Genomic DNA, 24,525 nt, shown 5'->3' with positions numbered 1-24,525 from the left:
TCTGCCGGACAGGAATATTGCAGCATGGCCGGAAGGGGTCGTGAGAGCCATTTGTTGTGGGCTTCGGCCGGTGATCGGCACTTCTGTGGAGGAAATAAAATTAATTGTCTCCGGCTCCGCCGTTCAAAAGTTGGCGGTGGCCGGCCGGAACGGCCGGTCCGCCCTGCTCGTCGACGAGCCGGACGAGGTAGTCGGCGTAGGTCGTGAGTTCGTCCGACCAGCCGACGTAGGCGGCGAAGTCGTGCGCGTGGGTGAACACGCGCATGGCGGCGACGCGGCCGAGGAGCCCGGCGTCGAGCGGAGCGTCGTATCCGCGCAGGAGCGCGGCCGCCGCCGCGCCGGCCTGCTCGGACAGCCTCGATAGCCCGGGCACGGTCTCGCCGATCAGACGCAGTTCCACGAGCTCCCCCAGCAACCAGCCGACGTCGGACTCGGCCGGTCCGCGCGCCAGCTCCTCCCCGGCGAGCAGGGCCGCGTTCCCGGTGACCGGGCCGACGACGATGCAGCCGAGGCTCGGCGCGCCGTGCAGGAACCGCGTGGCGCCCGGATGCGGTTCACACCAGCTCAGCGCGCGTTCCCAGCGCTGGGAGCCGAGCCGCCGGCGGGCCGTCTCGTGGAATCTGCCCGCGCCTCCGGGACCCCGTCCCGACCTGAGCCACCGGGCGAGGCGGGACGGTCCGGGCGGCGGCTCGGCCGCCAACTCCCCGGGCACCCCGATGTGGACGGCGCGCAGGGCCCTGCCGGTGTTGCACAGCACCCGCCGGACACGTTCCCACTCGGGGTCGCCGCTCGTCCCGAGGGCGAGCTTGGCCACCGAGGACTCCCCCGGCGCCCGGTAGCGGCGGATCTCCCCGCTCTCCTCCGGCAGCCGCCAGACGACCGGACCGGTGGGCAGCGCCGCGACGGCCGTACTCACCCGCGGGGACACGTGGCGGAAGGGCCGGTCCCGCTGCGGGCCGGGGCGGCGGACCCACAGGCGCGCGTCGCCGTGCCGGTAGATCTCGGTACGCAGGAACCCCGTCCCGAAGCGGCTGACCAGCTGCGCGGTCACGTGGCCCCCCTCACCGGCTCGCGGCGCGGCGCGTCGTACGCCTGCTCGCGTACGGGGGCGAGCGTCGTGCGGAGCCGTTCGAGCGCCGCGACGACCACCGGCAGGGGTACGGCGACGGCCGCGTCCGGGCCGCCGGTCGTGACGCTGTACCCCGCCATCGGCGGCACCACCACGATGTTGCGGCGCTCGCCGAGCGCCTCGCTGTGACGGCGGTAGGGGACCGACGTGACGGCCCCGGGCGGCAGGGCCGGCGCGACCGCGATCGGCGCCTTCGTGCACTGCAACGCGAGGAGCACGGGGGTGTCGGCGATGCCCAGGGCCAGCCTGGAGACGAAGTGCATGCTCGCGGGGTGGACGACGACCGCGTCCGCCCACTGGGCGAGCTCGACGTGCGGCGCGCCCGGCTCGGCGTGGTCGGGCCACACGTCGAGCTCCACCTCCCGGCCCGACAGGGCGGCTATCGCACCCCGGGCGACGAACCGCTCGGCCGCCCGGGTGATGACCGGGCGGACCCGCGTCGCCGGGTAGGCCGCCTGCACCCAGTTGAGCCAGTACGGCATGAAGGCCACGCCGAGGGATCCGGTGCCGATGTAGAGCAGCTTGCGCGCCCCGAAGGCGGGCGGGCGCGGAGTGAGGGCATCGTCCGGCTCAGCCACGGCCGGCCTCCGCGTCCAGGATCTCCCGCAGGTCGCGGAGCGCGGCCTGCGGACCCTCGGTCACCAGCACCCCGGCGGGGTTGAGCACGACCTCGTCGACGCCGCAGTCGCGGTAGCGCTGCAGCCCCTCGACGATCTGCTCCGGGCTGCCCGTCACGAACGTGCTGCTGTCCAGCAGCGCCGCGGCGCCCCTGCCCGGATCGGTCACGTCCGCGTCCAGGCCCGCGCGGCGCAGCATGTCGGTGTAGTGCCGGCCGCCCAGGTGCGCTCCGGCACCGGCGCGGACGGTCGCCGGCAGGTCGCGGCCGGGCCGGTCCACCGCGACGTGGACGACAGTGGCGATCCGGGGCGGAGTGCGTCCTTGGTCTTTGGCACCGGCCTCGATCGCCGGGACGAGCTGCTCGCGGATGTAGGACGACGGCGTCATCCAGGTGATGGCGACGTCGGCGACCCGGCCGGCGAGCTCGGCCATCCGCGGGCGCAGCACCCCCAGGCCGACCTCGATCGGCGCGGTGTCGATCGGATACAGGGCGCCGCCGTGCAGCGTGTGGTACTCCCCGTCGTGGTCGACCAGCTCGCCGTCGAGCAGACGGCGCACGATGGTGACGTACTCGTGCATGGCGGTCAGGGGGCTCCGGTACGGCTCTCGCATCACGGCGGCCTGGAACTCCGGGGCGCCGGGTCCGAAACCGGCCACGAAGGGCGCGCCGGAGACCGCGGCCACCGACCGGGCGTGGATCGCGGCCTCGAAGGGGTGGCTTAGCGGCGTCAGCGTGACGCCGGTGCCGACCGCGAGTCCGGGCACGCGTTCCACCAGCGACACCAGCAATTGGTGGGTGTCGATGCGCAGGGACTGGCCGGTCCACAGACGGCCGCCCCGGTCGCGTACGAGCCGGCCGTACGGGACCATCGCCGTCACGGTGTGCGGCTGCAGGGGGTAGACGACGGAGGTCGGTTTCAACGGACGGACAGACGCCTCAACGGACATCGGGGAAACCTCCTTGCGGGCGGGATCAGGCGGGTGCGGCCGCGCGGCGCTCGGCCAGGCGGCTGCCGGACTCGCGGCGCGTCATCCGCCGCAGCACGCGGGGAGCGAGGGCGAAGCCCGCCACGGCCCAGGCGGCGGTGACGCCCAGGGTCTGCAGGTGCTGCCAGCTGTGCCCGGTCTCGGCGGCCAGCGCGGAGTCGGGGAGCAGGGCGGACCGCACGCCCTGGGCGATCCACTTGGGCGGGAACAGCTGGGAGATCGTCTGCACCGCCTCGGGCAGCGAGGTGATGGAGAAGAAGATCCCGGAGATGCCCATCACGCCGAGGACCGGCATCATGGACCACGCCAGGGCCTCCCGGGCGTTGGGCAGCACGGCCCCCAGCGCCGCCCCGATCGGCGCCAACGCCAGCAGCCCGAGCGGCAGCACCCACAGCAGGGTCAGCCAGTCCCCGAGGCCGGCCGGAAGCCCGGAGCCGGCGAACACGGCGCCGCCGGCCAGCACGAGCGCGATGCCGAACAGCGCCTGCGCGAGCAGCAGGCACGTCTTGCCGGCCAGGTAGGCGGTCATGCCCTCGGGCGCGGTGCGCTGCCGCAGCAGGGTGCCCTCCTCCCGTTCGGTGGCCAGCATCTGCGGCAGCGCGATCAGGCAGGTCTGCACCACCACCGCGGCCACGCCGCCCGCGATGAAGACGTCGGCCATCGGCAGGGCGCTGCCGGGGATCGCGCTGTCGTTGACCATCGCCAGGACGACGAAGGCGAATGGTGTGCTGATCTGGGAGATCACCTCGCGCGGGGTGCGCAGCAGATGCGTGATCTCCAGTCGGCCGCGGCCGAGGCCGCAGGCGAAGGCACGGCTGACGGTCACCGGGTCTCTCCTTCACGGATCATGCGGATGTAGATGTCCTCGAGCGTGGGGCGGTGGACCTCCAGTCCGGGGATCGGCCCGCCGAGCCGCCGTTGCAGGTCCCACACGAGCCGGGACGGGTCGGGGGTGATCCGCCTGCGGGTCTGGCCGTCGTCGGTCCAGACGACCTCCGCCTGCGCCCTGGCGCTCACCGCCAGCTCGGCGGCGGTGCCGCAGGCGGCCACCCGGCCGGCGATCAGCACGGCGATGCGGTCGGCCAGGCGCTCGGCCTCGTGCAGGTCGTGGGTGGTGAGCACCATGGTCATGCCCTCGTCGCGGAGCTGCTCGACGAGGTCGTGGAACTCGCGGCGGGCGACGGGGTCGAATCCCGTGGTGGGCTCGTCGAGGAAGAGCAGCCGGGGATTGCCGATGATGCCCAAGGCCACGTCCACGCGGCGGCGCTGGCCGCCGGACAGCTTCTGGCATTCCTGGGCGGCCTGCTCCTCGAGGCCCAGCCGCTCCAGCAGCTCGTCCACGTCGCGCGGGTGGTCGTAGTAGGTCGCGAAGTGTTCGAGCAGCTCGCGCACCCGCCATCGGGGGTGGTCGCGCCAGGACTGCAGGATGATGCCCAGCTCTGCGCGCCAGGCGGGGCCCGCCCTGTCGGGGTCCACCCCGAGGACGCTCACCTCGCCTCCGGAGCGGCGCCGGAAGCCTTCCAGGATCTCGATGGTGGTGCTCTTGCCGGCTCCGTTCGGACCCAGCAGGGCGAAGACCTCGCCGCGCCGTACGGTGAGATCGACTCCGCGCAGCACGTCGCGGTCGCCGTACCGCATGCGGAGGTCGCTGACCGCGATGGCCGTCGCGCTGTTCTCGGCGGCCTCGGTGGGGGTCGGAAGCATGATCGTCACGGTGCCTGCCCTGTGTTATCGGGGACGTCGGTGTTGTCGGGGACGCCGGTCGGCCGCCGCCAGCGGGTGTAGGTGCGGCGGGGGATGCCGAGGATGGCGCAGAACCTCGAGATGGAGACCCGCAGGTCGAGCCGGATCACCTCGAGGTCCGGGTAGGGACCCGGCGGACGTGGCCGACCTTCCGCCAGGTGTTGAGCTCCAGGTAGACCTCGCCGAGGACCGTCTTGAGACGCTTGACCTCGGCCGCGAGATCCGCCTCGCGTTCGGAGGCGCGGTTGGCCAGCGCCCCTTCCAGGCCGCTGCGGCCGCCCTCGATGAACTGCTTGCGCCAGTTGAGAATGGACTGCTCGGACACCCCGGCCCGCCGGGCGGCCTCGGCGACGGTGTGCTTCCCGGACAGGACCGCCAGCACGACGGCGAGCTTGTCGTCGGCCGGCAGGGCGGGGGGACGGGGCATGGCGACCTCCTCTTCGACCGGGGTCACAGATCGAACTGGGGAAGACGGGGCGAGACGAGGTCGCGGGCGGGCCGCGCCGGGTCGATGCCGGCCCCGGTGAACGCCTCGGCGAGCGCGATCTCCAGGGAGCCCCCGGCGTCACCGCGGGCGTGGGCGAGCAGCGCGTCGGCGACGGCCGCCGCCCGGTGCTCGCCGAAACTCAGCCGGCTCATGCCCGGGCGGCGGTCCCGCGGATCCCAGGCGAGCCCCACCCCGGGCGCCAGGCGGTGCGCGAAGGCCGAGGTCTCCTCGCCGACGCCGGAGAGCCCGTCCACCGCCGCCCGCACGTCGCCGGCCAGGTGCCACGCACGCGGGCCGAGGTAGACGACCAGGGCGTCCCGCCGGGGGAACAGCCGGGCACTTGAACTGATCTTGGCGCGGTAGGGCAGGCCGGACGATTCCAGCCGTTCGAGCGTCGCCCGCCACACGTCCGGGGCGGCCGAGGGCTCGGTGATGTGGACGTACACCCGCAGGACGGGCCCCTCGGCGATCCCGCCCGCCGAGCCGTCCACCAGGAAGAACCCCGGCGACAGCGCCGGACGCATCGCGGGCACGCGCAGCGGCAGCCGTCCGTCCGGGGACGGGGCGGTGTGCTGCTCGGCGGGCATCCGCACCCTGAGCCCGTCGACGAGCGCGACGAACGCGTCCCCCTCGGGCGGGCTCACCAGGCGGCCGAGGACCGTGGTCGTGCGATGCGGGGTCGCGGCGGCCAGCCGCCCCTCGAAGTCCGGCTCCCGCAGCGTGCGGGGCGGATGACCGTCGCGGGCCGGCCGTCCGGCGTGCACGCCGTCGTAGAGCGCGGCGCACAGCTGGTGCCGCAGGGACTCGTCGGAGTCGGCCTCCAGTTCGCGATCGCCGACGGTGGCGCGCGGCTCGCCCGGGGCGACGTGGACGTCGCCGAGGGCGCGCAGCAGCGGCAGGGGTACGCGGAGGGCGACTGTGCTCACAGGGTCTCTCCCAACCCGATGGTGGTGACGAACCTTTCCGGCTCCAGGAGCGCGTTCCTGCCGATCCCGGCGGCGGCCCGGTCGACGGCGCCGAGGCGGGCGTTCTGCGCGGCCCGGGCCAGGCCCCGGTCGAGCAGGTGCCATCCGGCGAAGCGGACGGCCCGGGCGGTGAGGCCGTCGTCGATGTCCGGGCACGCCTCCCGGTAGGCCCGCCAGAACGCGTGGATGTTGGGCCGCAGCCGGTCGAGTTCGCGTACGCCGCGGGCCAGGACCTCGGCGTGGGTGAGCTCGCCGCCCTCCTCGGCGGCGCCGGGGATGCCGAGGATGGCCCGGTAGAGCCACTCTCCGGCGAAGCCGCCGACGTCCCTGGCCGGGTCGGCCAGGCGGAACTCCTCCCAGTCGGTCAGGTGCAGCGAACCGTCGCCGATGAGGAACTGGTCGAGCCGGAGATCGCAGTGGCACAGCCTCCGGGGCGCCGCGGCCTCGGCCCGGCGCAGGTCCCGCAGGGCGCCGGACAGGGCGGTGTCGGACTGCAGGATGCCCCACAGCTCCACCTCCGCCGCGCTGAGCGCCTGGAACATCGGCAGCGGGACGACGTCCAGGGTGGACAGCACGGGCAGCGGCGGCGGCGACTCGTCCATCGTCACCGGCGACAGCTCCGGGCGGCAGGCGTGCAGAGCGCCCAGGATGCGGCCCGCCTGGTGGCACAGTTCCTCGCCGAATTCGCCCTCGGCGGCCAGTTCCGCACCGCTGGAGACCCCGGTCAGCAGCTCGAACACGACCAGCCGGGTGGCGATGTCGTAGCCCAGGAGGCGCGGGCCCCGTACGTCCGCGAGCTCGGGCCGGGTGGCCAGGAGGTCGAAGGCGACGATGCGGCGGAACTGGCGCAGGCTCTCGCCCGAGCCGTCGCCGATCCGCTTCACGAAGACCCGCGCGCCGCCGTGCGTGGTGCCCGCCCAGTTGTCGTTCCTGCCCATGTGGGCCGTCAGGTCGGAGCCGTCGAAGGCGCCGAGGCCGAGCCGCTCCAGGAGCGCGCCCACTTCCGGTACGGCGTCGAGCGCCAGCGGATCGAAGCGGTGGAGGGTGGATGTGCCGGTCATGCGATCACCTTTCGTTCTCGGGGGAGCCGTCACGCCACAGCCGAGTGGCGTTCGGCGGCGAGATCGGCGTGCAGGGAGCACAGCGACAGGCCCTGGGTCAGCAGGGTGGTGGCGTAGAAGCCCAGCTCCTCCGCCGCCTTCTCGATGCACGGGACCTGGGTGACGACCTGGCCGGGCCGGAGCTGACGCGGCCGCAGGACGATGCCGCCCCGGCCGCCGGTCACCGAGAGGACCTGCCGGGCCAGGTCGCGCAGGCTGAAGATCTCCGGCGAGGCCAGGTTGTAGACGGTGTACGGCTCCCGCCCGCGGTCGTCGCGGTACAGCGCGGCCACGATGCCCCGCGCCACGTCGTCCACGTAGGTGAACGCGCGAAGCTGTGTGCCGTCGCCCGGCACGGCCAGGGGCAGGCCGAGCCTGGCGTCGTGCAGGAGCCGTCCGATCATGGAACCGGCCGGCTGCCCCGGTCCGTAGGTGCCGAAGGGGCGCAGAACCGTGGCCGAGCGGCCGCCCGTCTCCGCGAACTCGCGGACGAGGTTCTCGCCCGTGATCTGGAGGCGGGCCAGCGGGGAGTGCGCGACGACCGGGTCGTCCTCGGTCAGCGCGCGGCGCGCGCCCTCGCCGTACACCTCACCGGAGGAGCAGTAGAGCAGGTGCGGGACGGCCCGCGCGGCCGCGGCGGCCACGAACGCCGTCATCGCGACGCCCTCCCCGTCCGGGCTTCTGCGGGGGTGGACACGCCGTGTGCGCACCCCCAGGTGCACGGCGGCGCCGGCGTCTCGCATGAGCAGGTCGAGCGCCTGGGGATCGGCGGGTGAACCCTGGACATGCTCCAGGTCGAGACCGGCGACCGGGGCCGGCGGACGGGTGTCCAGCACGCGCACGGTGGTGCCGGGAAATCGGGCGGCGAGCTGCCCGAGGACCGCCTCGCCCAGGTATCCGCCCGCGCCCGCCAACGCGACCGGGCGGTGGAAATCAGGAAACATCGACTTTCCCATCTGCTTGGTGTCAGGAAAATCAGTCAGGAATGGTGACGCGAATCGCCGTTCAGTGCTTGATCGGCGTTGGGTCAGTCGGAGGCGTCGCCGAGGATCGAGTCCATGACCGGTGAAATGAGGTCGGCGCCGCAGTGTGTGATGGTCCAGCCGGCCATGCCGTCGATGCTCGCCATCGTCGTGCCGATCAGTTCCCGGGCGTCGGCCTCGGCCTGGTAGAGATCCTTCGCCTGCATGTAGAGGATGAGGGAGATGCCGTTGTCGTCGCCCCGGCAGTACACGTGTGCCAAGGCGGGTCCGGATTCCCGGAGTGTCGATTCGGCGTTCGCGACGAGCGCCCGTTGTAACAGATCCGGTGATGCGTGATGTGGTGCCGTGGATCCCGGAGAAAGCCGGGCGGCGATTATGTACATGGCATTCGCGCCTTCGCGGGCGACGTCATGCCCGGACCGGCCCTCACCGGCCGGCCGAAAGGCCGATCAGGGGGTCGACCCCGGATCCCGGGCACGTCGGTCCGGTGCCGGCCCCGGGAAACTCGACGCAGGCACTGTAGTCGCCGTCCCAGGAGTTGCTCCGGGTGTCCCCGCCCTCGGCCACGGCGGCCGTGGCCAGCGCCGCGACGGCGAGAAGCGAGACGGAGAACGTGCCTGCGAAGCGAACGACAGCCTTCATGATTGGCTCCCTCAACCCTCGAATTCCTGTTTTCTGCCGGTCGGCCGGACCCCGGGGCCGGGGTGCCGACGAGTCGAGATTGCCAGTGTGATTTCGGGCTCGGAAGGGGTTCGGGCTGGCACCAAGCGGCCGTGGCCTATTCAGGTCTGAACGCGGTCACGGGGACGCCGGAAGGCCGGCCGCGGCCTGTTCGGAACAGTTCCGAATCCTGTTCCGCATGGACATGTCAAGGGGCAGAGTTGCCGCGAAGTGCGAAAGTGATCACAATCATCACCGAACGCACTGACCTCTTGAGCGGAGGTACGGGGGTGCTGGAATCTCTGGGGCTCGACGAGCTGACGGAGAAGGTCTACCTGTTGCTGCTCACCAAGCGTGACCTGGGTATCCAGGACATCGCCGACGAGCTTTCCGTGAGCGTGGACGAGATACGCGTGACATTCGACCAGCTGGCCGAACTCGCGCTTCTGCGGCCCTCGTGGGAATCGCCGGGGGACTTCCGTCCGGTGAGCCCCGAGGCCGGTCTGCGGGCTCTGCTGCAACGCCGCCAGTCCGAACTCGTACGGCAGCAGCAGCAGATCGCGGAGGCGCAGGCCGCCATCGCCAGCCTCGTGAGCGAGTACGCCGACCACCGTCCCTACGGGGCGCGTTCCAGCACCGACAGCCTGCTCGGCATGGACGAAGTCCAGGCGCGCATCGAGGAGCTGGCCACGAGCGCGCGCGACGAGGTGGCCAGCTTCATGTCCCGGGGCGCACACGACCCCCGGGCACTGGAGGCCGCCAAACCTCTGGACATGCAGGTCCTCGCCCGGGGAGTCGCCATGCGGACGCTCTGCCTGGAGAGCATCCGCAACGACGCGGTCACCCTGACCTACGCCCAGTGGCTGGCGCAGAGCGGCGCCAGCGTCCGCACCACGCCCACGCTCCCCGTGCGCATGCTGGTGTACGACAGGAAGATCGCCCTGCTGCCGCTGGACGCGGCGGACTCCCGCAAGGGGGTGATCCAGATCGTCGACACCGGAATCGTCACCGCGGTCCTGGCGCTGTTCGAGCAGATCTGGAGCACGGCGACACCCGTGGGGTCCGCGCCGGCCCGGGACGACCGCGGGCTGTCCGCGCAGGAGCGCCAGCTGCTGAAACTGCTGGCCGAGGGCCTCACGGACGAGGGGGCGGCCCGCCAGCTCGGGCTCTCCCAGCGTACGGTCCGCCGCATGATGGCCGGGATCATGGAGCGCCTCGGCGCGCGCAGTCGTTTCGAGGCGGGACTGCAGGCGGCCAAGCGCGGATGGCTGTGAGCCCGGCGCCGACGCCGGAACGGGCGTCAGCGGCCGGACGGGCCCGGACGGCAGGCCGCCGACAGCAGAGCCAGCGCCGCGGCGCGGCCCCGCTCCGCGGGGTCGGCGGCCGTGCCCATGGCGGCGGCGACGATGGCCCCCTCAACCAGCAGCAGGAGCTGGTCGGCGAGCAGGTCCGGGTCGGCGGCCCCCGCCTCGGCCGCGAGCGTGCGGAGCCTTCCCCGCAGCGTGTTCTTGTGCGCCCGCGCCGCCGCCGCGACGGGCGGTGACGCCGGGCCGAGCTCGCCGAAGGCGTTGATGAACGAGCAGCCGCGGAAGTCGGCCGTACCGAACCACTCGGCGAGGAAGCCGAAGACGGCGAGCACGCGCTCGCGGGGGTCCCCAGCACGGCCGAGATGGTCGGCCAGAGCGGCGTTCCACCGCCGGTCCCGATGCTCCAGGTACGCCTCCACCAGCGCGTCCTTGGAGGCGTAGCACTGGTAGAGCCGCTTGAGCGAGACCCCCGCCGCGTCGCGGATCTGGTCCATGCCCACGGCCTGGATGCCTCGTGCGTAGAACAACCGCTCGGCGGCGTCCAGGATGCGCCGGCGCGCCTCTTCTCCGTCCATCCGCACCTGCCGGATCCCGTCCACCCGCCCCTCCTCGCCGAGGAAAACGCTCGTTCTCTACGATACGTAGGGAGAACGTCCGTTCTCTCGCTGGGAAAGGAAAGCGCTATGAGCACACGTCCGCCGCTTCCGCCGTTCACCGAGGAGACCGCCAGGCAGAAGGTCCAGGCCGCCGAGGACGCCTGGAACACCAGGGACCCGGAACGCGTCGCGCTCGCGTACACAGAGGACTCGGTGTGGCGCAACCGGTCGGAGTTCCTGACCGGACGCGAGGAGATCGTCGCCTTCCTGCGCCGCAAGTGGGAGCGCGAGCAGGACTACGCCCTGCGCAAGGACCTGTGGACGTTCGGCGGCGACCGCATCGCCGTACGGTTCCAGTACGAGTGGCACGACGCCGACGGCCGGTGGTGGCGCAGCTACGGCAACGAGCTGTGGGAGTTCACCGCCGAGGGCCTGATGAGCCGCAGGGAGGCGAGCATCAACGACGTGCCGATCGAGGAGGGCGAGCGGCGCATCCGCGGGCCGCGCCCCGAGTCCGAACGCGGCGCCGGTCTTCCGCTCGCCTGACCGCGGCTCGGGCGTCTCACCGGGCCATGCCGCCGAGGACCCGGCGCGGAGCCGTTTTGTCGTACGGCTCGGATACGTTCCGGATCATGACAGACCGTTCCCCCGACGGCGCGACCGTGTGGGCGCGAAACAGCAGGCTGCGGGTGGTGCCGCCGGTCCAGCCGCGCAAGCTGGCGAAGGTCCCCTTCGTCGAACTGGCGGACGGCCGGCTGCAAGGCGTGGTGTCGAGCGGCTCGGACATCGGCCGGGTCTACGTCTCCTCCGTCGCCGCCGGCACTCACAACTACAACTGCAGCACCAACAACAACCGCCCCTGCGGCGGACTGTACGGCGCGCCGTGCAAGCACCTGCGCGCCCTGGTCGCCGAGGCCGTCCTGCAGTACGGCGCAGACCGCGTGTCCCGTTATCTGCGGGCGGAGGTTCCCGAGGGCGCGGACCTGGCCGACTGCCTGCACGGCACCCACGAACCCGCCCCCGCCGCGGTCGTGTTCAGCCGGTTCCTGCGTCACCTGGCCTATCTGGAGGTGCCCGACACCACTCTGCCGATCCCGGAGCTGCACTGGTTCCCGGCCACGGGGACGGTGCGCTGATGCTCGCCGTACAGCTCGCCGCCCTGCTCGGCGACTCCGATGACGCCGGCGAGGGAGCCGGAGAGGCGCTCGCACTGCTGGACGGTTTCGACGACGCCCTGGTGCACGGCCTCGCCCGGCTCGCCGACGAGCGGGCCGGCGCGGTGGCCGCGCTCGCCGCGGCGTTCGCGGCCACTCCCCTCGGTGCCCGGCTCGCCGAGGCCGCCGACGCGGTCGTGTCCGGCTCGATCACCCAGGAGCACCTGACGGTCCTGGCCGGCGGCCGGGTCGCGTTGTCCGGCGCCGTGCACGACGCCCTGCTCGCGAGCCTGGACACGGCTCTGGGCCGGGAGCGCGCGGAATGGCCGACCACGCCCGGCGGTTCCGGCACTCGGCCCGCCGGCAACGCGCTCGAGGGGGTCCGCTCCTGGCTGCGGGAGCTGGCCATCACCGGCTGGCGCGGCGTCGACCACGACCTCGTCTCCGCGGCGGACCAGGTCATCGAGGCACTGCTCGGCGCACCGGCGCTGCGCAGGCTGGCGGTGCTGCTGGACGGTTTCGCCGCGGAACTGCGCGCGTCCTGCCCGATCGGCGCTGCGGAGCACCTGCCCGTGCGGCGCTGGGCCGACCTGTGGACCCGGGCCGTGCTGCTGTCGCAGGACGGCGTCCTGACCGGCGAGCCCGGCCCCGCCGCCACGGTGTCGGGACGGCTGCTGGTGCTCGGCGTCGACGTCCACGAACACGGCACCGCCGTCCAGTTCCAGGTGCACGCCGTCCTGGAACCCGCCGACGGCGGCCGGTCCCTGCTGGTGCGCACCTCCGTCACGGTGGCCAAGGTCGACACCATCGTCGGGCCCGCGCTGTGGAAGCTGCCGCAGCGTCACAAGGTGCTGCTGGCCGCGCTGGCGGACCGCCGCGGCATCGAGATCGCGGACATGCCCCTGCTCGACAGCGGCGACCTCGTCTGGGACGACGACCGCGCCTTCGTGAGCAAGCCCGCCGACCCGCTGGCCACCGCCCGGCTGTGCCTGCCCGGTGCGCTCGCCCCGGCGGTGCCGCCCCTCGACCGGGCGCCGGTACGCATCGCCGAGCCCGTGCTGGTGGAGGGCTACAAGGTCACCGGGGACGGCTCCTTCGACCTCGGCGGCGCCGTCGTCGCCGTGGACACCGAGCGGCTGCCCGACTGCGGCCCGCTCACGCCCAAGCTGGTGGCGGCCTCGTCGGCGTGCGTGGGGCTGGTCCGGTGGGACGGCGGCCGCTGGACGCTGCAACCGCTGGCCGTGCAGGCGAAGGTCAAGCGCGAGACCGTGGTGGTCTCCACCGGTGACTGGGCGCTCGGCCCCACCGACCCCAAGGCGGCCAAGGCCGAGGCCAGGGCCGCGGACGCGGTGGCCGTGCTGCGTGAGCGAGCCGGGCGGTTGCTGCGACGATGAGCGACGACATCTCCACGAGCGCCCACCCGATGGGCGACGACGACTTCACGGCCGGTGACGACGGACCGGCGAATGCCGACAGGAACCGGCGCCAGCTGCTCTACTGGCGGCTGCTGGCCCGGCTGTTCGACCACGAGGAGCAGCAGGCGCTGGAGACCGCGAGCTTCGCGGTCGTCGGTGACCTGGGCCTGCCCGCCGGGCTGCTCGATCCGGCCGTGTCGGTCGACTCGCTGGTGCAGCGCTTCCCCGGACTGGCCGCCGAGTTCGAGACCCTGCTCACACCGGACGAGCACGTGCCGGGCGGCGAGGTGCGCCGGGCGGCGCTCGTCTCGAAGCTGCTGCTCAACGCCTTCGCCACCGGCGCGGGTGACGTCAGCGCCACCCAGCTCGCGACCTGGCAGCAGGACGCCGCCTGGCTCAAGCGGGCCCTGTGCGCGGGGCCGGCGTCCGGGCCGGGTACGGGAACGGGCTCGGCGGCGGGGACGGGCGCGGAAGCGGGAGGACCCGGCGGCGAGCCCGGGACGGGTGCGGGGGCGGGACCCACGGCCGGCTTCGGGCCGGGCGCCGGCGTCCGGATCGGCGACGACGACCTGGCCAAGGCGCTGGCCGACATCGAAGCCGGGCTCGTCAGCCGCATGCGCCTGCGCGAGGTGCTGGCCGACCCGGCCCTGGCGCGGCAGCTCACGCCCAGCATGTCGCTGGTCGAGCAGCTGCTGCGCGACAAGGCCAACCTCTCGGGGGTGGCGCTCGCCAACGCCAAGGCGCTGATCCGCAGGTTCGTCGACGAGGTCGCCGAGGTGCTGCGCACCCAGGTCGAGAAGGCCGGCGCGGGCGTGATCGACCGCTCGGTGCCGCCCAAGCGGGTTTTCCGCAACCTGGACCTCGACCGGACGATCTGGAAGAACCTCGTCAACTACAGCCCCGAGGACCAGCGGCTCTACGTCGATCGGCTGTACTACCGGCGCACCGCGAGGCGCACGACGCCGGCCAGGATGATCGTGGTGGTCGACCAGTCGGGTTCCATGGTCGACGCGATGGTCAACTGCACCATCCTGGCATCCATCTTCGCCGGGCTGCCCAAGGTCGACGTGCATCTGGTCGCGTACGACACCCGCGCGCTCGACCTGACTCCGTGGGTGCACGATCCCTTCGAGGTGCTGCTGCGCACGCAGCTCGGCGGCGGCACGGACGGCACGGCGGCCCTGGCCGTCGCCCAGCCGAAGGTCGCCGACCCCCGCAACACGGCCGTCGTCTGGATCTCGGACTTCTACGAGTGGAACTGCGACGCCGTCTACGCCGGGATGGAGGCGCTGCACCGGTCCGGCGTACGGCTCATCCCGGTGGGCTCGGTGAACAGCGGTGGCCAGCAGAGCGTCAACCCGTGGTTCCGGCAGAAGCTCAAGGACCTGGGCACACCGGTGATCTCGGGCCACATCCGCAAGCTCGTGTTCGAACTCAAGAACTTCCTCGCCTAGGAGACCCCCACATGACCAACGAGATGCTCCGCGCGCCCGCCGAGGTGAAGTACGCCGAGGAGCTCGACTGGCTGGAGTCGATCGACGACGGCCCCAAGCCGTTCTCCTGGCGGCTAAGCCCCCGGATGGTCCGGTTGTTCGTGCTCGGCAGCGAGCGGTCCGACGGCCTCGACCGCGAGATTCCGCAGAAGTGGTTCGGCGACCGGAGCTTCGTCGAGCGCAGCATCGTGACGCTCGCCTCCGACCGCGGCCTGCTGCTGATCGGCGACCCGGGCACCGGCAAGAGCTGGCTGGCCGAACTGCTGTCCGCCGCCATCTGCCGTGACTCCACCCTGGTCGTGCAGGGAACGGCGGGCACCACCGAGGACCACATCAAGTATTCGTGGAACGTCTCCATGGTGATCGCCAAGGGCCAGTCCCGCGAGTCGATGATCCCCTCACCGATCATGACGGCGATGGAACAGGGCATGATCGGCCGGTTCGAGGAGCTGACCCGCGCCACCAGCGACGTGCAGGACGCCCTGATCTCGATCCTGTCGGAGAAGTACGTCTCCATTCCCGAGCTCGACACCGACAACACGGTGTTCGCCAAGCCCGGATTTTCGATCATCGCCACCGCCAACAGCCGGGACCGGGGCGTCAACGACCTGTCCTCGGCGCTGAAACGGCGGTTCAACTTCGTCCGCATCCCGGTGGTGACGAGCAAGGCCAGCGAGGCGGAGATCGTCCGTTTCCGCACCGTAGAACTGCTGCGCCGGCACCGCATCGAGCTGGACGTGCCGCCGGCGCTGCTGGACCTCCTGCTGCAGAGCTTCGCCGACCTGCGTACCGCGGCGGCCTCGGCCACGAGCGAGGACGAGAAACTGGAGTCGGCCCTGTCCACCGCCGAGCAGATCGGCGTGCTGGAGGACGCCATCCTGCACAGCCACTTCTTCGGCGACCGCACGCTGCGTGCCGAGACGCTGGCCGGCGCCCTGGTGGGCTCCCTGGCCAGGCGCGCCCCCGAAGACCTGGCCATCCTCAACAAGTACTGGCACGGGGTGGTCGAACCACGCAGCAGGAACGACGGAGGCGAGTGGACGCGGTTCCTCGACGGCGGCCGTCAGGCGATCTCGACGCTGTCATGAGCACCTTCGACGCCCTGCGCGGGCAGCTTCTCGACGCGGCCGAGGCCTTCTCTGGCGGAGAGGACGTCCTGGCCGGCATCCTGGCCGGCATAATCGACGACGTCGACCGCATGCTGCGCGAGGAGCTGGAGATCTTCCCGGTCTGCCACCACTCCCCGGCCTCCGCCCTGGCCATGACCCGGCGGCTGCGCGACAAGCGGCCCAAGGTCGTCTACCTGGAGCTGTGCGAGGACATGCGCCCGCTCCTCGACGAGCTGCGCAACTGCCGGCTGCCGGTGGCGCTCCAGGCGTTCGCCACCCAGCTGGACGGGTTCCCGGACGGCTCCGGACCGCTCAGCGTGATCGCGCCGGTCACGGAGGCGTCGGCGGAATACCAGGCGATCGCGTACGCGCTCGACACTCCCGGCGTCGAGATCGTGCTGGTCGACCGCTCGGTGGACCACGTCTTCCAGTGGCTGCCGCGGGAGACGGACGGTCCGGCTCCGCGGGAGCAGGACACACAGGGCGAGGAGACGGCCCTCCACGGGGACGCCGTGGGTGTCGAGATCGGCGACCTGCGCCCACGCTTCGCCGAGCTGGAGAAGCACCTGCTGCACCACGGCAAGGTGCGGCACTGGTCGGAGTGGTGGGACCAGTACGTCGAACAGCCGCTGACCGGAGCGGACCACGACACCTACCGCCAGGCGATGGCGCTGATCGGCAGCCTGTTCCGGCGGCTCCGCCCGGAGGGGCACGACCGCCTGACCGTCGACGAGGAACGCGAGCGTTACATGTGGACGCGCATCCGCGAGCACCTCGCCGAGTCGGGCGCGGACCCCGCCGACTGCCTGTACGTGTGCGGGGCCTTCCACGCGGTCAGCACGGTCGAGGAGTTCGGCCTGCGGTCCGAGGCGCCGCCGTACACCATCGCCCCGCGCACGGGCACCCGCTGGCTGTACGGCCTGATTCCCTCCAGCCACTCCGCCATCGAGGCGCAGTTCGGCCTGGCCCAGGGCTCGGTGTCCATCGCCGCCGCCACGTGGACCAAGGCGCTCAGGCGCGGGGGCGTCACCCCGTACCGGCTGGAGGGGCAGCAGGGCGGCGGCAAACGGGGCGGCAAGCGGGGTGGCAAGGCCGCACCGCCTGCCGCGGCCGAGCCGGCGGCCGACCGGCTGTCGGGGTTCCTCGCCACCCCGCCCGCGTTGGACGGCCTGGATGAGGACGAACTGCGCGGATGGTGCGTCGACATCGTGCGGCTGGCCCGCCGCAACGGCTATCTGGCCAGCACGGCCGACGCCATCGCCGTGTTCGAGACGTCGATCCTGCTGGCCGGGTTACGCGGCCGGGCCAGGCCCACGCCGTACGACTTCGCCGACGCGGCCGTCACCTGCATCGAGAAGGACGTCGTGCCGGGCCGCCGGGACGTCCGGCGCCTGTGCGAGATCCTCCTGGGCGGCGACAAGATCGGGATGGTCGGCTACGACGCGCTGCCTCCGCTTGCCCGCGACGTGTACGACCGGCTGGAGCCCCTCGGGCTGGACCTGACCAGGCGCACGCAGCAGCGGGTGCTGCTCGACCTCAGGGCGGACCCGGAGCTGGAGCCGTGCTCGGACCTGCTGTGGACGCTGCGCTACCTGCTGCCCGACGGCGCGCTCCGGCCGATCATGGGGGCGCGCCGCCTCGGTGAGCGGCCGATCCAGGAGAGCTGGGACGTGGCGCTCGGACGGCACCAGCGGGAGATCGTCGAGCTGGGCTACGAGGGTGTCACGGTCGAGCAGGTGCTGGAGCAGCGGCTGCGCCGCATGGCATGGGATCCCCAGGCCACGGCCGGGGTGGCGCTCGCGGCCGTCGAGGACGCCATCCTCTATGTGGGCGGCCGGCGCCTGCCCGGCGAGCTCGGCGCCCGCGCCGTCGAGCTGCTGGCCGCCGAGCGCACCGTCGACGACGCTCCCGAGGTGCTGCGCCGCATCAGGCGGCTGCTGACCTACTACCGTGCGAGCCAACCGGAGTTGCCCACCTGGTGCGAGGACTTCGTCACGGCCGGATACTCCCACTACTGCACGCTGCTGCCCACCGCTTTCGCCGACGACGACACCGGCGTACGCCAGGTCGGGGCGATGCTCGGCTTCCTGTTCACGCTGGAGAGCCTCGCGCTGTCGCTGGGCTGCGACCGGGCCCAGCTCGAACTGGCCGTACGGCAGTCGCATCCACGGGACCCGGCCAAGGTCGCGTTGTCGTGGGCCGCCCAGACGCAGCTGGGCCTGCTGACCAGGGACGAGCTGCGCAGTCGCTGTGACGAGCTGCTGGCCAACCCGCTCGTCGTGCCGGCGTATCCGCTGTATGTGAGCGGATTCGTCCAGGCGCTCGAACCCGTGCCCGGCCTCGCGCCGTTCGTGGTCGAGGCGCTGTCGAAGGCCTTCGCGCGGCTGCCCGATCCCGTTCTGCTGCCGTGGCTGCCGACGTTGATCTGCACGTTGCGGCAGCACGCGCCCGAGCTGGTCCCCGTACTCGTCCGTGAGGCCGGGCGGACCTTCCCCGGCGCGCTGGCCGAGCTGGACGCCTGGACCCCGCCGTGGGAACGGCCGGCCGCACCGGCGCGAGCGGCCCGGGCGGCGGCCGCGCCGAGCGGGCCGGTGTCCACGTTGCTGGCCCGGCACCCGGGGGCGTGCGACGCCGTCGCAGCGCTGCTCGGCTGTACGGCGGAGTGGGGGAGCACCGGGCACGGAGACGACGAGGTGGCGGCCCTGCTCGACCGGCATCCGGCGACGACCGGCGCGGTCGCCGCGCTGCTCGGCGCGTGAGCCCGCACCCGCGACCTCACCCGGTGGCGGCGTCGGCGAGCAGGGCGGGGACAAGCGAGGCCAGGACGGCCTCGTCCTCCTCACGGCGGGGGGCGTACTCGGTGATCCCCAGGCCGGCCAGGGGAAAGCGGGCCGTCAGCGCGCGTACGGCGTCGCGCAGCGCCGCGACGGACAGACCGCCGGCCTCCGGGTAGCTGAGCGACCCGAACTCCTGCGGATCGAGAACGTCGAGGTCGATGTGGATGTAGACGGCGGTGCCCCCGGCGGCGGCGACGGCCGGGACCAGGACACCGGGGTCGGCCGTCAGCTCGGGCACGGTGAGCCGGGTGAGGCCCGCGCCGGTGGCGTAGGCCAGCTCCGCCGGATCCAGTGCGCGGACTCCGGCGAGGACCACCTGCCGGGGGTGCAGAGCCCGCGGCGGGACCAGATCGGGGTGCCCTTCGCCCAGCAAGGTGCGCAGGACCATGCCGTGGAAGGCATGCGAGGGTGAGGATCCGGGCGTGTTGAGATCGCCGTGGGCGTCGAACCAGACGACGGTGAGCCCGTCGCCGTGTCGCTTGAGGGCGGCCGAGACGGGCTCCATCTCCACTCCGCAGTCGCCGCCGACCGTGACGACCGTGGCCGTGCCGCACTCGCCGAGCGCGGCGCGGGTCCGGGCGGCGACGATGGTGAGGACGTCCAGGGCCCGGACTCCGTCCCGCTCGGTGCCCGCGGTGTCCGGAACGGGCACCCGCAGGGCCCTGACGGACGGCTTGGCGGGCGGTTCGGCGGGCGGCTCGCCGGATGTCAGCAGAGAGGCGAGCCGGCCGGCGCCGAGGGACAGGAGCCGTGCGTCCTCGACGCTCGACCCCTGCCATTGGGGCACCTGAAGCACCACGGTCGGAAGCATCCATTGATCATTTCATGCCGATGCCTGCCCAGGCAGGGCCCGTGCGCGTCGTGCTCGGGCCGGTGGTGCCGTGCGCGCCGTACGGGCCCGTTCCGGGCCGGTACGTGCTCGGGTGGTGTTCCTCACCCGGTGGTTCGGGGGCGCCGGCGGAACCGGCAGGGCGACGGCGTACGCCGATCCTGCAGTGCCTCCAGCACCGCGTCGATCCGCTGCCGGCACTCGTACGGCCTGGCGTGCCGCCGCCCCGCAGTCCGTCTGCCGCCGGTCGTGTCGGCCGGGGCGTCGGTCTTCAGGCCGCACTGCCAGTACCACTTCTGCAGGCCGTGCAGCACGCATACGTAGAGAGTGTCGATCTCGTTGGAGCAGTGTGCCGCGTACGCGGTGATCTGGTCCCAGGTGGCGACGAGCGGCGTGGTGGTGGAGCCTCCGGCGCGGACCTGCGTCAGCACATACAGGCGCGTGTGCTGGTCCAACTCGGCTTCGACGACGTCGCCGAGCAGGCGCGGCCGCCGCCGGACCAGGCCGGCTCGGGGCGGGGGCCAGGACGAGAACGTGAGCAGACTCAGCAGCGCCACCTCGATGCACCAGTCCAGAGTCATCGGGGTTTCCCTTCGTGGGGGGGCCGTACCGGGATTCGCCCCCCGGGCGGAGGTTCGACCGCCGGTCGTCGCGCCGTCGCCTCGCGGGGGGACGTGACCGGGACGCGGGTACGGTCCACGGATGAGACAGGACAAAGGAGAGCGGCTGCGACGATGCCGGTCGCAGCCGCTCTCTCGCGGCGCGTTTCCATCCGCGCCCCTGCCCCAGGTAGCGGGGCGTGGATGTCCACGATCATCCGGTCTCCCGGAAGGCAACTCCGCCGCGAACCGGACGAGGGACGTCCACTAGCTACCCCCACGCCCCTCGCCCTTCCCGGGGATGGCGCGCATCCGCCGAGAGCATTTCGGTGCTGTCGTCACCGGCGCTGTGGGAAGTCCGCTCACCGCGCCGGCTGACATCAGGCGAGCGGTCAGCGGTGACCCCAGCCGCCCTGGCCCGGACCGCCCTGACCGCCCTGACCCGGACCGCCGTGGCCGGAGCCGCCGGGACCGCCGTGGCCGCCCCAGCTACCGCCCCCCGGGCCGCCCTGGCCCGGGCCCCCGGGACCACCGTGACCGGGACCGCCGGGACCGCCCTGGCCGGGACCGCCGGGACCGCCGTGACCAGGGCCGCCGGAGCCCCCCGGACCGCCGTGGCCCCAGCCGCCGGTGTTGCCGTGGCCCCAGCCACCGTGGTCACCGCCGTGGTCACCGCCGCGGCCCCAGCGGCCCCAACCGTCCCAGCTTCCCCAGTTGCCGCGTCCCCAGCGGCCGCCCCAGGAGCTGCCGCCCCAGTTGTGGCCCGGGTTCCCGAAGACACGGCCGGGGAGGCCGTACCAGCGGCCGGGCAGGCCGAGGGACGTGTCGCACCCCCAGCTACCGGGCAGGGGCAGCCAGCGGCCGCTGACGAAGTAGACGGGCCGGGTGAAGCCCGTTCCGCAGGACGGCGAGATGTAGACGCCGCCGTTGATGACGTACTGGCAGCTCGGGAGCATGTAGGTGCGACCGGCCACGACGTACTCGTGGACGCCGTCCCCGAGCTGGTAGCCGGGGAGGCCGTACCAGCGGCCGGGCAGGCCGCTGACGGCCTGGTCGCACCACTCACCCGGCAGGGCGTAGGTGCGGCCGCCCAGGACGTACACCGGCCGGGTCAGGCCCGTTCCGCAGGACGGCGAGACGTAGACGCCGCCGTTGACGACGTACTGGCAGCTGGGGAGGATGTACGTCTTGCCCTTCAGGACGAAGTGGTGGACGCGGATGTCCGCGCGCGGATCCGGTCCTCGCCTGAGGGTGTCGATCGAGCGGGAGATGCTGCTCGTCGCCTGCGAGGCCGTGCTCGCCGTGCTCGCCGCGCTCGCGGCTTCGGCGGCCAGCACCGCGGGGGTGACGATTGCGGCGGTGGCGAGTGCCCCCGTGAGGAGGGCTTTCTTCATCGTCAAGAGACGATTCCTTTCCTGAGGTGGTGCTGCTGTCGGATCGAACGCGCATCCCGGCAGCCGGCGGTGTGGCGACGGCGAAGCGGGATGCGCAGGACCGCAGTCGAGGCGATTCGAGCCGGGCTCCCCGTGAAAGCCTCCGCGGAGGTTCAGGAGGTGACCCCGGATCGGAGACCCGTAACGGGATCACGAACTCTCATCGGTGTCAGCAAATTTTGACGACATTGAAGGCCGGAACAGGTCGAGAGTGCGCACCCCCGCTGCCGCCGCGATGGCGTCCGCCGTGGTGCGGCGGCATGTGCCTCGTTTGAGCAGACCGTCGATGCACTGTCTGGTAAGTGCTGCCCGGCGAGCGAAATCGGCCACGCTGTGACTGTGGCCGACCATCAAAGCGCGCAAGAGTGCCACGCTCCGAAGGTGCATCTGCGGCTTTCCCGCCATAGCGAACCTCTCCGATGGAAACTGCATCATCAGATTCTGCTGACGTCTCGACTGCAGGTCGCACTCTAATCCGACCGAGCGCACGGCCGCACGTGAAACGGAGGGTTCCAGCGAATAAATCTTGTGCGTGATGGCTTTATATGACGCATCTTGTTGACACAACTGATCCCTTGCTTCGTCGGGGTTTGCTCCCTGTCGTCAGGATCTAGCGGGCATGATGGTGGCGATCGCGGTCAGAAAGATTCGAGGAGCTGACAACCGAATGCCGTCGCAGCGCGTGACACCCGACCAGCCCCCCACCCCCCTGAGCGACTGCATCCGTGACTATGTGGCGGACAAGGGGATGAGCATCCGTACGCTCGCATTGAGGTCGGTGAGCGAAAGCACAGGTCAGTGCCTCACCGCTCAGTGGATTACCGACGTGCTGAGCGGCCGGGTGTCGCGGATGCCCGATCTCTGGCGCCTGGAGGCTCTCGCGACCGGCCTCGAGATGGATCCGGACAGCGTCAAGGCATTGGCGATCAGCCAGTGGATCGGGTGGGACATCGCCGACGTCCGGACCGGTGTCGGAGAACGCCTGATCTTTCGCGTGCCCAAGGGGTATTCGACCGAACAGTCCGCGCGCCTTGCCGATCAACTCATGCAGGCGATCAATAGCGCGCCGGCCGATCCGGAAAGGGAGGAAACGTGATGTTCCGGATGTACGGTCGCCTTCGGTGGGGCTGATGCGTCAAACTTTCCTGGCAACGAGCAGCGAAACGATCGGGGACGTGATTGCCAGAAAGGATATGGTGGATGATTCGTGTCATCGCCGTCGCAACCATCAGTGGAATTCCGTCGCGCCCAGTTGCTGCATAGCTGCCCGGCAGTAATCCTCCACGCACTTCAGGAAAACCGGATCATCGCCTACGTCGACGAGAGGCAGTTCGCCCCCGAGTTGACGATCCCCATGGACGACATCGGCACGGCGACGCTGAAGATGCTCCAGCCGGTCGAGGACACGCGCCCGATGCCGGCGCTCCGCGTCCGCGTCAGAAGAAGCGGAGATCTCGGCCATGAGCTCGCCGTGGCCGAGTTCGCGACAGACGAGATCACAGTCGGCGTCGAGAAGACGCTCATCACCGAGGAACTCGCCGCCTGCCTGAGCGACGCCGGCACCGCGGTCACCCGCGCGTTCGTCCGGCGTACGACGTGAGCCCCCGGCACGCCGATGCCGTACCAGGCTGCGTAGCGGACGGGAGAGGAGCGTCCGCCGTCCTCGGCCGATGAGCAACGGCCGGAGGCGGCGCCGAGGAGCCGGCGCGGTCCCGCGGGGCGGCCCGCCGATGCGGACGGAGAAGCCGAAGAGGACGGCTAGAAGCCGGGTTCGTGCGGGCGGGGACGCGCGGTGGGAGGCCGCGTGCGCCTGGACGAATGGGCGGGGCCATGGTGCCGCCGGGCCCGCGTCGACCGGGCCTTCCCGCCACGCCTCGAGCGGGTGTCGTGCTCGATCGGCGGCGGCGTGGGCCTCGACGGAGCGGTCCCGGGCTGAATCGCGCCGTCGGGGATGGTCGTGGCGACGATGCCGCCGGGCGGAGGCGCGCCCGGCACCGGACCGGTGGCGTCAGTGCTCGCCCAGACGCTCGCGGCGGCCAGGACCGCGACCCCGGTCACGATCACGGAGCGGATCAGCCTGGCGCGGGGCAGAAAGCGATGCCGCCCGGGTGCCGGAGACGGGGGTGGCTCGGATTCCGGTCCTCGCCGGCCGGGAGGTTCGCCACCGCCGGTGCCCCGGTGCCGTCCGGGTGAGGGCGCGTACGGCGGCGGCTTGGGCCCGGCGGCGCGCGCGAGGCCGTAAGGGGCCCGCCTGGTGGGACGGTGTGGGCGAGGTCTGTCCTGGCCGTTCATCACGCGCTCCGGGATCCGAGGACGTCGTGTCGTGCGCGAAGAGAGACGCAATGACTACGAACGGTATCCGAGATCTGAGGATCCTGGTCGGCTTTGGCCCCAGGTTGTCAGCAGAATCTGCTGACAACCTGGGGTTTTAAAATCCCCCGCCGAGCGCATGCTCGATCGAGGGTCGTGCTCGCGATCCTCCGGGGCGTTCTCTCGCCGTGCCCCTATCGCGATGGATCAGTCGCAGGGGGTGGCGTAGTAGTCGGCCCCGCAGTCGTCGTAGGCGCTGTCCACGACGACCACCGGGGTGCTCCAGTAGCCCAGCGGGCGGCTCCAGTAGCCGAGTGGGCGGCCCCAGTAGCCGTTGCCCCAACGGTGGCCCGATGGGTGACCCCACCCGTGTCCCCAGCCGCGTCCCCAGTCGCGTCCCCAGTCGGCGGCGTGAGCCGGAAGGCCGGCCTGTGCGGCCGTGGCCGCCTGCCGCGGGGTGGCCGTCTCGGCCGAGGCCGCGATCGGCGCCATGACGACGAGTCCGGCGGCGCAGGCCGCGCCGGCCAGGAGCAGTCGCTGAATCATGCGTAACCTCCTGTTGCTTCGAAGTCACTGAATGTGACCGCTGACACGGTACAACGCCGCTGATCACGTTCCTGGACGGCGACACATCAAGCGACGGCAATGTCGCGAGCGGCGCCGCCACGCTCCCCGGCCCTCCCGGCCCTTCCGGCCCTTCCGGCCCTTCCGGCCCTCCCGGCCCTCCCGGACGGGCCGGTCCGGGTGCTGGCCGTGGCCTCCTGTCCGGAG

The 24,525-nt window shown here is 72.1% G+C and carries 27 protein-coding genes; 10 read left to right on the top strand and 17 right to left on the bottom strand.

Going from position 1 to position 24,525, the window contains the following annotated elements:
* Positions 1 to 100: 100 nt before the first annotated feature.
* The 12 genes from ACWEQG_RS14200 to ACWEQG_RS14145 form a co-directional block, all read right to left on the bottom strand.
* Positions 101 to 1,051, bottom strand: coding sequence for a hypothetical protein (locus tag ACWEQG_RS14200; protein WP_452284688.1), 951 nt, complete (start codon positions 1,049 to 1,051; stop codon positions 101 to 103).
* Positions 1,048 to 1,707: a flavoprotein gene (locus tag ACWEQG_RS14195; RefSeq protein ID WP_452284686.1), complete on the bottom strand. Its 660-nt coding sequence runs from the start codon at positions 1,705 to 1,707 to the stop codon at positions 1,048 to 1,050. Before ACWEQG_RS14195 ends, ACWEQG_RS14200 begins: the two co-directional genes overlap by 4 nt.
* A complete protein-coding gene (locus ACWEQG_RS14190; protein ID WP_452284684.1) occupies positions 1,700 to 2,668 on the bottom strand; it encodes an LLM class flavin-dependent oxidoreductase in 969 nt (322 codons plus the stop codon). The genes ACWEQG_RS14195 and ACWEQG_RS14190 overlap by 8 nt, the downstream gene beginning before the upstream one ends.
* 52 nt (positions 2,669 to 2,720) lie before the next feature.
* Positions 2,721 to 3,560, bottom strand: coding sequence for an ABC transporter permease (locus ACWEQG_RS14185; RefSeq protein WP_452284682.1), 840 nt, complete (start codon positions 3,558 to 3,560; stop codon positions 2,721 to 2,723).
* Complete coding sequence (locus ACWEQG_RS14180) at positions 3,557 to 4,438, bottom strand: ABC transporter ATP-binding protein (protein ID WP_452284680.1); 882 nt, start codon at positions 4,436 to 4,438, stop codon at positions 3,557 to 3,559. The genes ACWEQG_RS14185 and ACWEQG_RS14180 overlap by 4 nt, the downstream gene beginning before the upstream one ends.
* Before the next feature lie 5 nt (positions 4,439 to 4,443).
* Positions 4,444 to 4,587: a hypothetical protein gene (locus tag ACWEQG_RS14175; protein WP_452284678.1), complete on the bottom strand. Its 144-nt coding sequence runs from the start codon at positions 4,585 to 4,587 to the stop codon at positions 4,444 to 4,446.
* Positions 4,584 to 4,904: a transposase gene (locus tag ACWEQG_RS14170; protein ID WP_452284676.1), complete on the bottom strand. Its 321-nt coding sequence runs from the start codon at positions 4,902 to 4,904 to the stop codon at positions 4,584 to 4,586. Before ACWEQG_RS14170 ends, ACWEQG_RS14175 begins: the two co-directional genes overlap by 4 nt.
* Positions 4,905 to 4,927: 23 nt before the next feature.
* Positions 4,928 to 5,890, bottom strand: coding sequence for a T3SS effector HopA1 family protein (locus ACWEQG_RS14165; protein ID WP_452284674.1), 963 nt, complete (start codon positions 5,888 to 5,890; stop codon positions 4,928 to 4,930).
* The gene (gene lxmK, locus ACWEQG_RS14160) at positions 5,887 to 6,990 is read right to left on the bottom strand and encodes a class V lanthionine synthetase subunit LxmK (RefSeq protein ID WP_452284672.1); all 1,104 of its coding nucleotides are present in this window, start codon (positions 6,988 to 6,990) and stop codon (positions 5,887 to 5,889) included. Before lxmK ends, ACWEQG_RS14165 begins: the two co-directional genes overlap by 4 nt.
* A 29-nt stretch (positions 6,991 to 7,019) precedes the next feature.
* Positions 7,020 to 7,973, bottom strand: coding sequence for an NAD-dependent epimerase/dehydratase family protein (locus ACWEQG_RS14155; RefSeq protein ID WP_452284670.1), 954 nt, complete (start codon positions 7,971 to 7,973; stop codon positions 7,020 to 7,022).
* 83 nt (positions 7,974 to 8,056) lie between these two features.
* Entirely contained in the window at positions 8,057 to 8,272 is a 216-nt protein-coding gene (locus ACWEQG_RS14150; protein ID WP_452284668.1) for a hypothetical protein, read from the bottom strand.
* A gap of 166 nt (positions 8,273 to 8,438) precedes the next feature.
* On the bottom strand, positions 8,439 to 8,654 hold the full coding sequence (locus ACWEQG_RS14145; RefSeq protein WP_452284665.1) for a hypothetical protein: 216 nt from the start codon (positions 8,652 to 8,654) through the stop codon (positions 8,439 to 8,441).
* 308 nt (positions 8,655 to 8,962) lie between these two features.
* On the opposite strand from ACWEQG_RS14145, the gene ACWEQG_RS14140 reads away from it, so the two are divergent.
* A complete protein-coding gene (locus ACWEQG_RS14140) occupies positions 8,963 to 9,946 on the top strand; it encodes a LuxR C-terminal-related transcriptional regulator (RefSeq protein ID WP_452284663.1) in 984 nt (327 codons plus the stop codon).
* A 26-nt stretch (positions 9,947 to 9,972) separates the two neighbouring features.
* Here the strand turns inward: ACWEQG_RS14140 and ACWEQG_RS14135 are convergent, their stop codons facing one another.
* Positions 9,973 to 10,578 carry a TetR/AcrR family transcriptional regulator gene (locus tag ACWEQG_RS14135; RefSeq protein ID WP_452284661.1) on the bottom strand — a complete coding sequence of 202 codons (606 nt, stop codon included), beginning with the start codon at positions 10,576 to 10,578 and terminating at the stop codon, positions 9,973 to 9,975.
* 84 nt (positions 10,579 to 10,662) lie between these two features.
* On the opposite strand from ACWEQG_RS14135, the gene ACWEQG_RS14130 reads away from it, so the two are divergent.
* From ACWEQG_RS14130 to ACWEQG_RS14105, 6 genes are all read left to right on the top strand, one after another.
* Positions 10,663 to 11,121: a nuclear transport factor 2 family protein gene (locus ACWEQG_RS14130; RefSeq protein WP_452284659.1), complete on the top strand. Its 459-nt coding sequence runs from the start codon at positions 10,663 to 10,665 to the stop codon at positions 11,119 to 11,121.
* An 86-nt stretch (positions 11,122 to 11,207) separates the two neighbouring features.
* Entirely contained in the window at positions 11,208 to 11,711 is a 504-nt protein-coding gene (locus ACWEQG_RS14125; RefSeq protein WP_452284657.1) for a hypothetical protein, read from the top strand.
* The gene (locus ACWEQG_RS14120) at positions 11,711 to 13,123 is read left to right on the top strand and encodes a hypothetical protein (protein WP_452284655.1); all 1,413 of its coding nucleotides are present in this window, start codon (positions 11,711 to 11,713) and stop codon (positions 13,121 to 13,123) included. Before ACWEQG_RS14125 ends, ACWEQG_RS14120 begins: the two co-directional genes overlap by 1 nt.
* Before the next feature lie 29 nt (positions 13,124 to 13,152).
* Complete coding sequence (locus tag ACWEQG_RS14115; RefSeq protein WP_452285099.1) at positions 13,153 to 14,598, top strand: VWA domain-containing protein; 1,446 nt, start codon at positions 13,153 to 13,155, stop codon at positions 14,596 to 14,598.
* An 11-nt stretch (positions 14,599 to 14,609) separates the two neighbouring features.
* Positions 14,610 to 15,725: an ATP-binding protein gene (locus ACWEQG_RS14110; RefSeq protein WP_452284653.1), complete on the top strand. Its 1,116-nt coding sequence runs from the start codon at positions 14,610 to 14,612 to the stop codon at positions 15,723 to 15,725.
* Positions 15,722 to 18,505 carry a DUF5682 family protein gene (locus tag ACWEQG_RS14105; RefSeq protein ID WP_452284651.1) on the top strand — a complete coding sequence of 928 codons (2,784 nt, stop codon included), beginning with the start codon at positions 15,722 to 15,724 and terminating at the stop codon, positions 18,503 to 18,505. The genes ACWEQG_RS14110 and ACWEQG_RS14105 overlap by 4 nt, the downstream gene beginning before the upstream one ends.
* A gap of 16 nt (positions 18,506 to 18,521) precedes the next feature.
* Here the strand turns inward: ACWEQG_RS14105 and ACWEQG_RS14100 are convergent, their stop codons facing one another.
* The 3 genes from ACWEQG_RS14100 to ACWEQG_RS14090 form a co-directional block, all read right to left on the bottom strand.
* Positions 18,522 to 19,394: an arginase family protein gene (locus ACWEQG_RS14100; protein WP_452284649.1), complete on the bottom strand. Its 873-nt coding sequence runs from the start codon at positions 19,392 to 19,394 to the stop codon at positions 18,522 to 18,524.
* Positions 19,395 to 19,516: 122 nt separating this feature from the next.
* Positions 19,517 to 19,993, bottom strand: a complete 477-nt coding sequence (locus ACWEQG_RS14095) for a hypothetical protein (protein ID WP_452284647.1) — start codon at positions 19,991 to 19,993, stop codon at positions 19,517 to 19,519.
* Between the two features lie 410 nt (positions 19,994 to 20,403).
* Complete coding sequence (locus ACWEQG_RS14090; RefSeq protein ID WP_452284645.1) at positions 20,404 to 21,405, bottom strand: hypothetical protein; 1,002 nt, start codon at positions 21,403 to 21,405, stop codon at positions 20,404 to 20,406.
* Positions 21,406 to 22,063: 658 nt separating this feature from the next.
* On the opposite strand from ACWEQG_RS14090, the gene ACWEQG_RS14085 reads away from it, so the two are divergent.
* The 3 genes from ACWEQG_RS14085 (at position 22,064) to ACWEQG_RS14075 (ending at position 23,380) form a co-directional block, all read left to right on the top strand.
* Positions 22,064 to 22,540, top strand: coding sequence for a hypothetical protein (locus ACWEQG_RS14085; RefSeq protein WP_452284643.1), 477 nt, complete (start codon positions 22,064 to 22,066; stop codon positions 22,538 to 22,540).
* Positions 22,541 to 22,651: 111 nt separating this feature from the next.
* Positions 22,652 to 23,044, top strand: coding sequence for a hypothetical protein (locus tag ACWEQG_RS14080; RefSeq protein ID WP_452284641.1), 393 nt, complete (start codon positions 22,652 to 22,654; stop codon positions 23,042 to 23,044).
* 204 nt (positions 23,045 to 23,248) lie between these two features.
* On the top strand, positions 23,249 to 23,380 hold the full coding sequence (locus tag ACWEQG_RS14075) for a hypothetical protein (RefSeq protein WP_452284639.1): 132 nt from the start codon (positions 23,249 to 23,251) through the stop codon (positions 23,378 to 23,380).
* 581 nt (positions 23,381 to 23,961) lie between these two features.
* Here the strand turns inward: ACWEQG_RS14075 and ACWEQG_RS14070 are convergent.
* Positions 23,962 to 24,300 carry a hypothetical protein gene (locus ACWEQG_RS14070; RefSeq protein ID WP_452284637.1) on the bottom strand — a complete coding sequence of 113 codons (339 nt, stop codon included), beginning with the start codon at positions 24,298 to 24,300 and terminating at the stop codon, positions 23,962 to 23,964.
* Positions 24,301 to 24,525 lie beyond the last annotated feature (225 nt).

Source organism: Microbispora sp. NPDC004025 (assembly GCF_053604425.1).
This window is presented reverse-complemented; position numbering and strand designations above follow the sequence as displayed.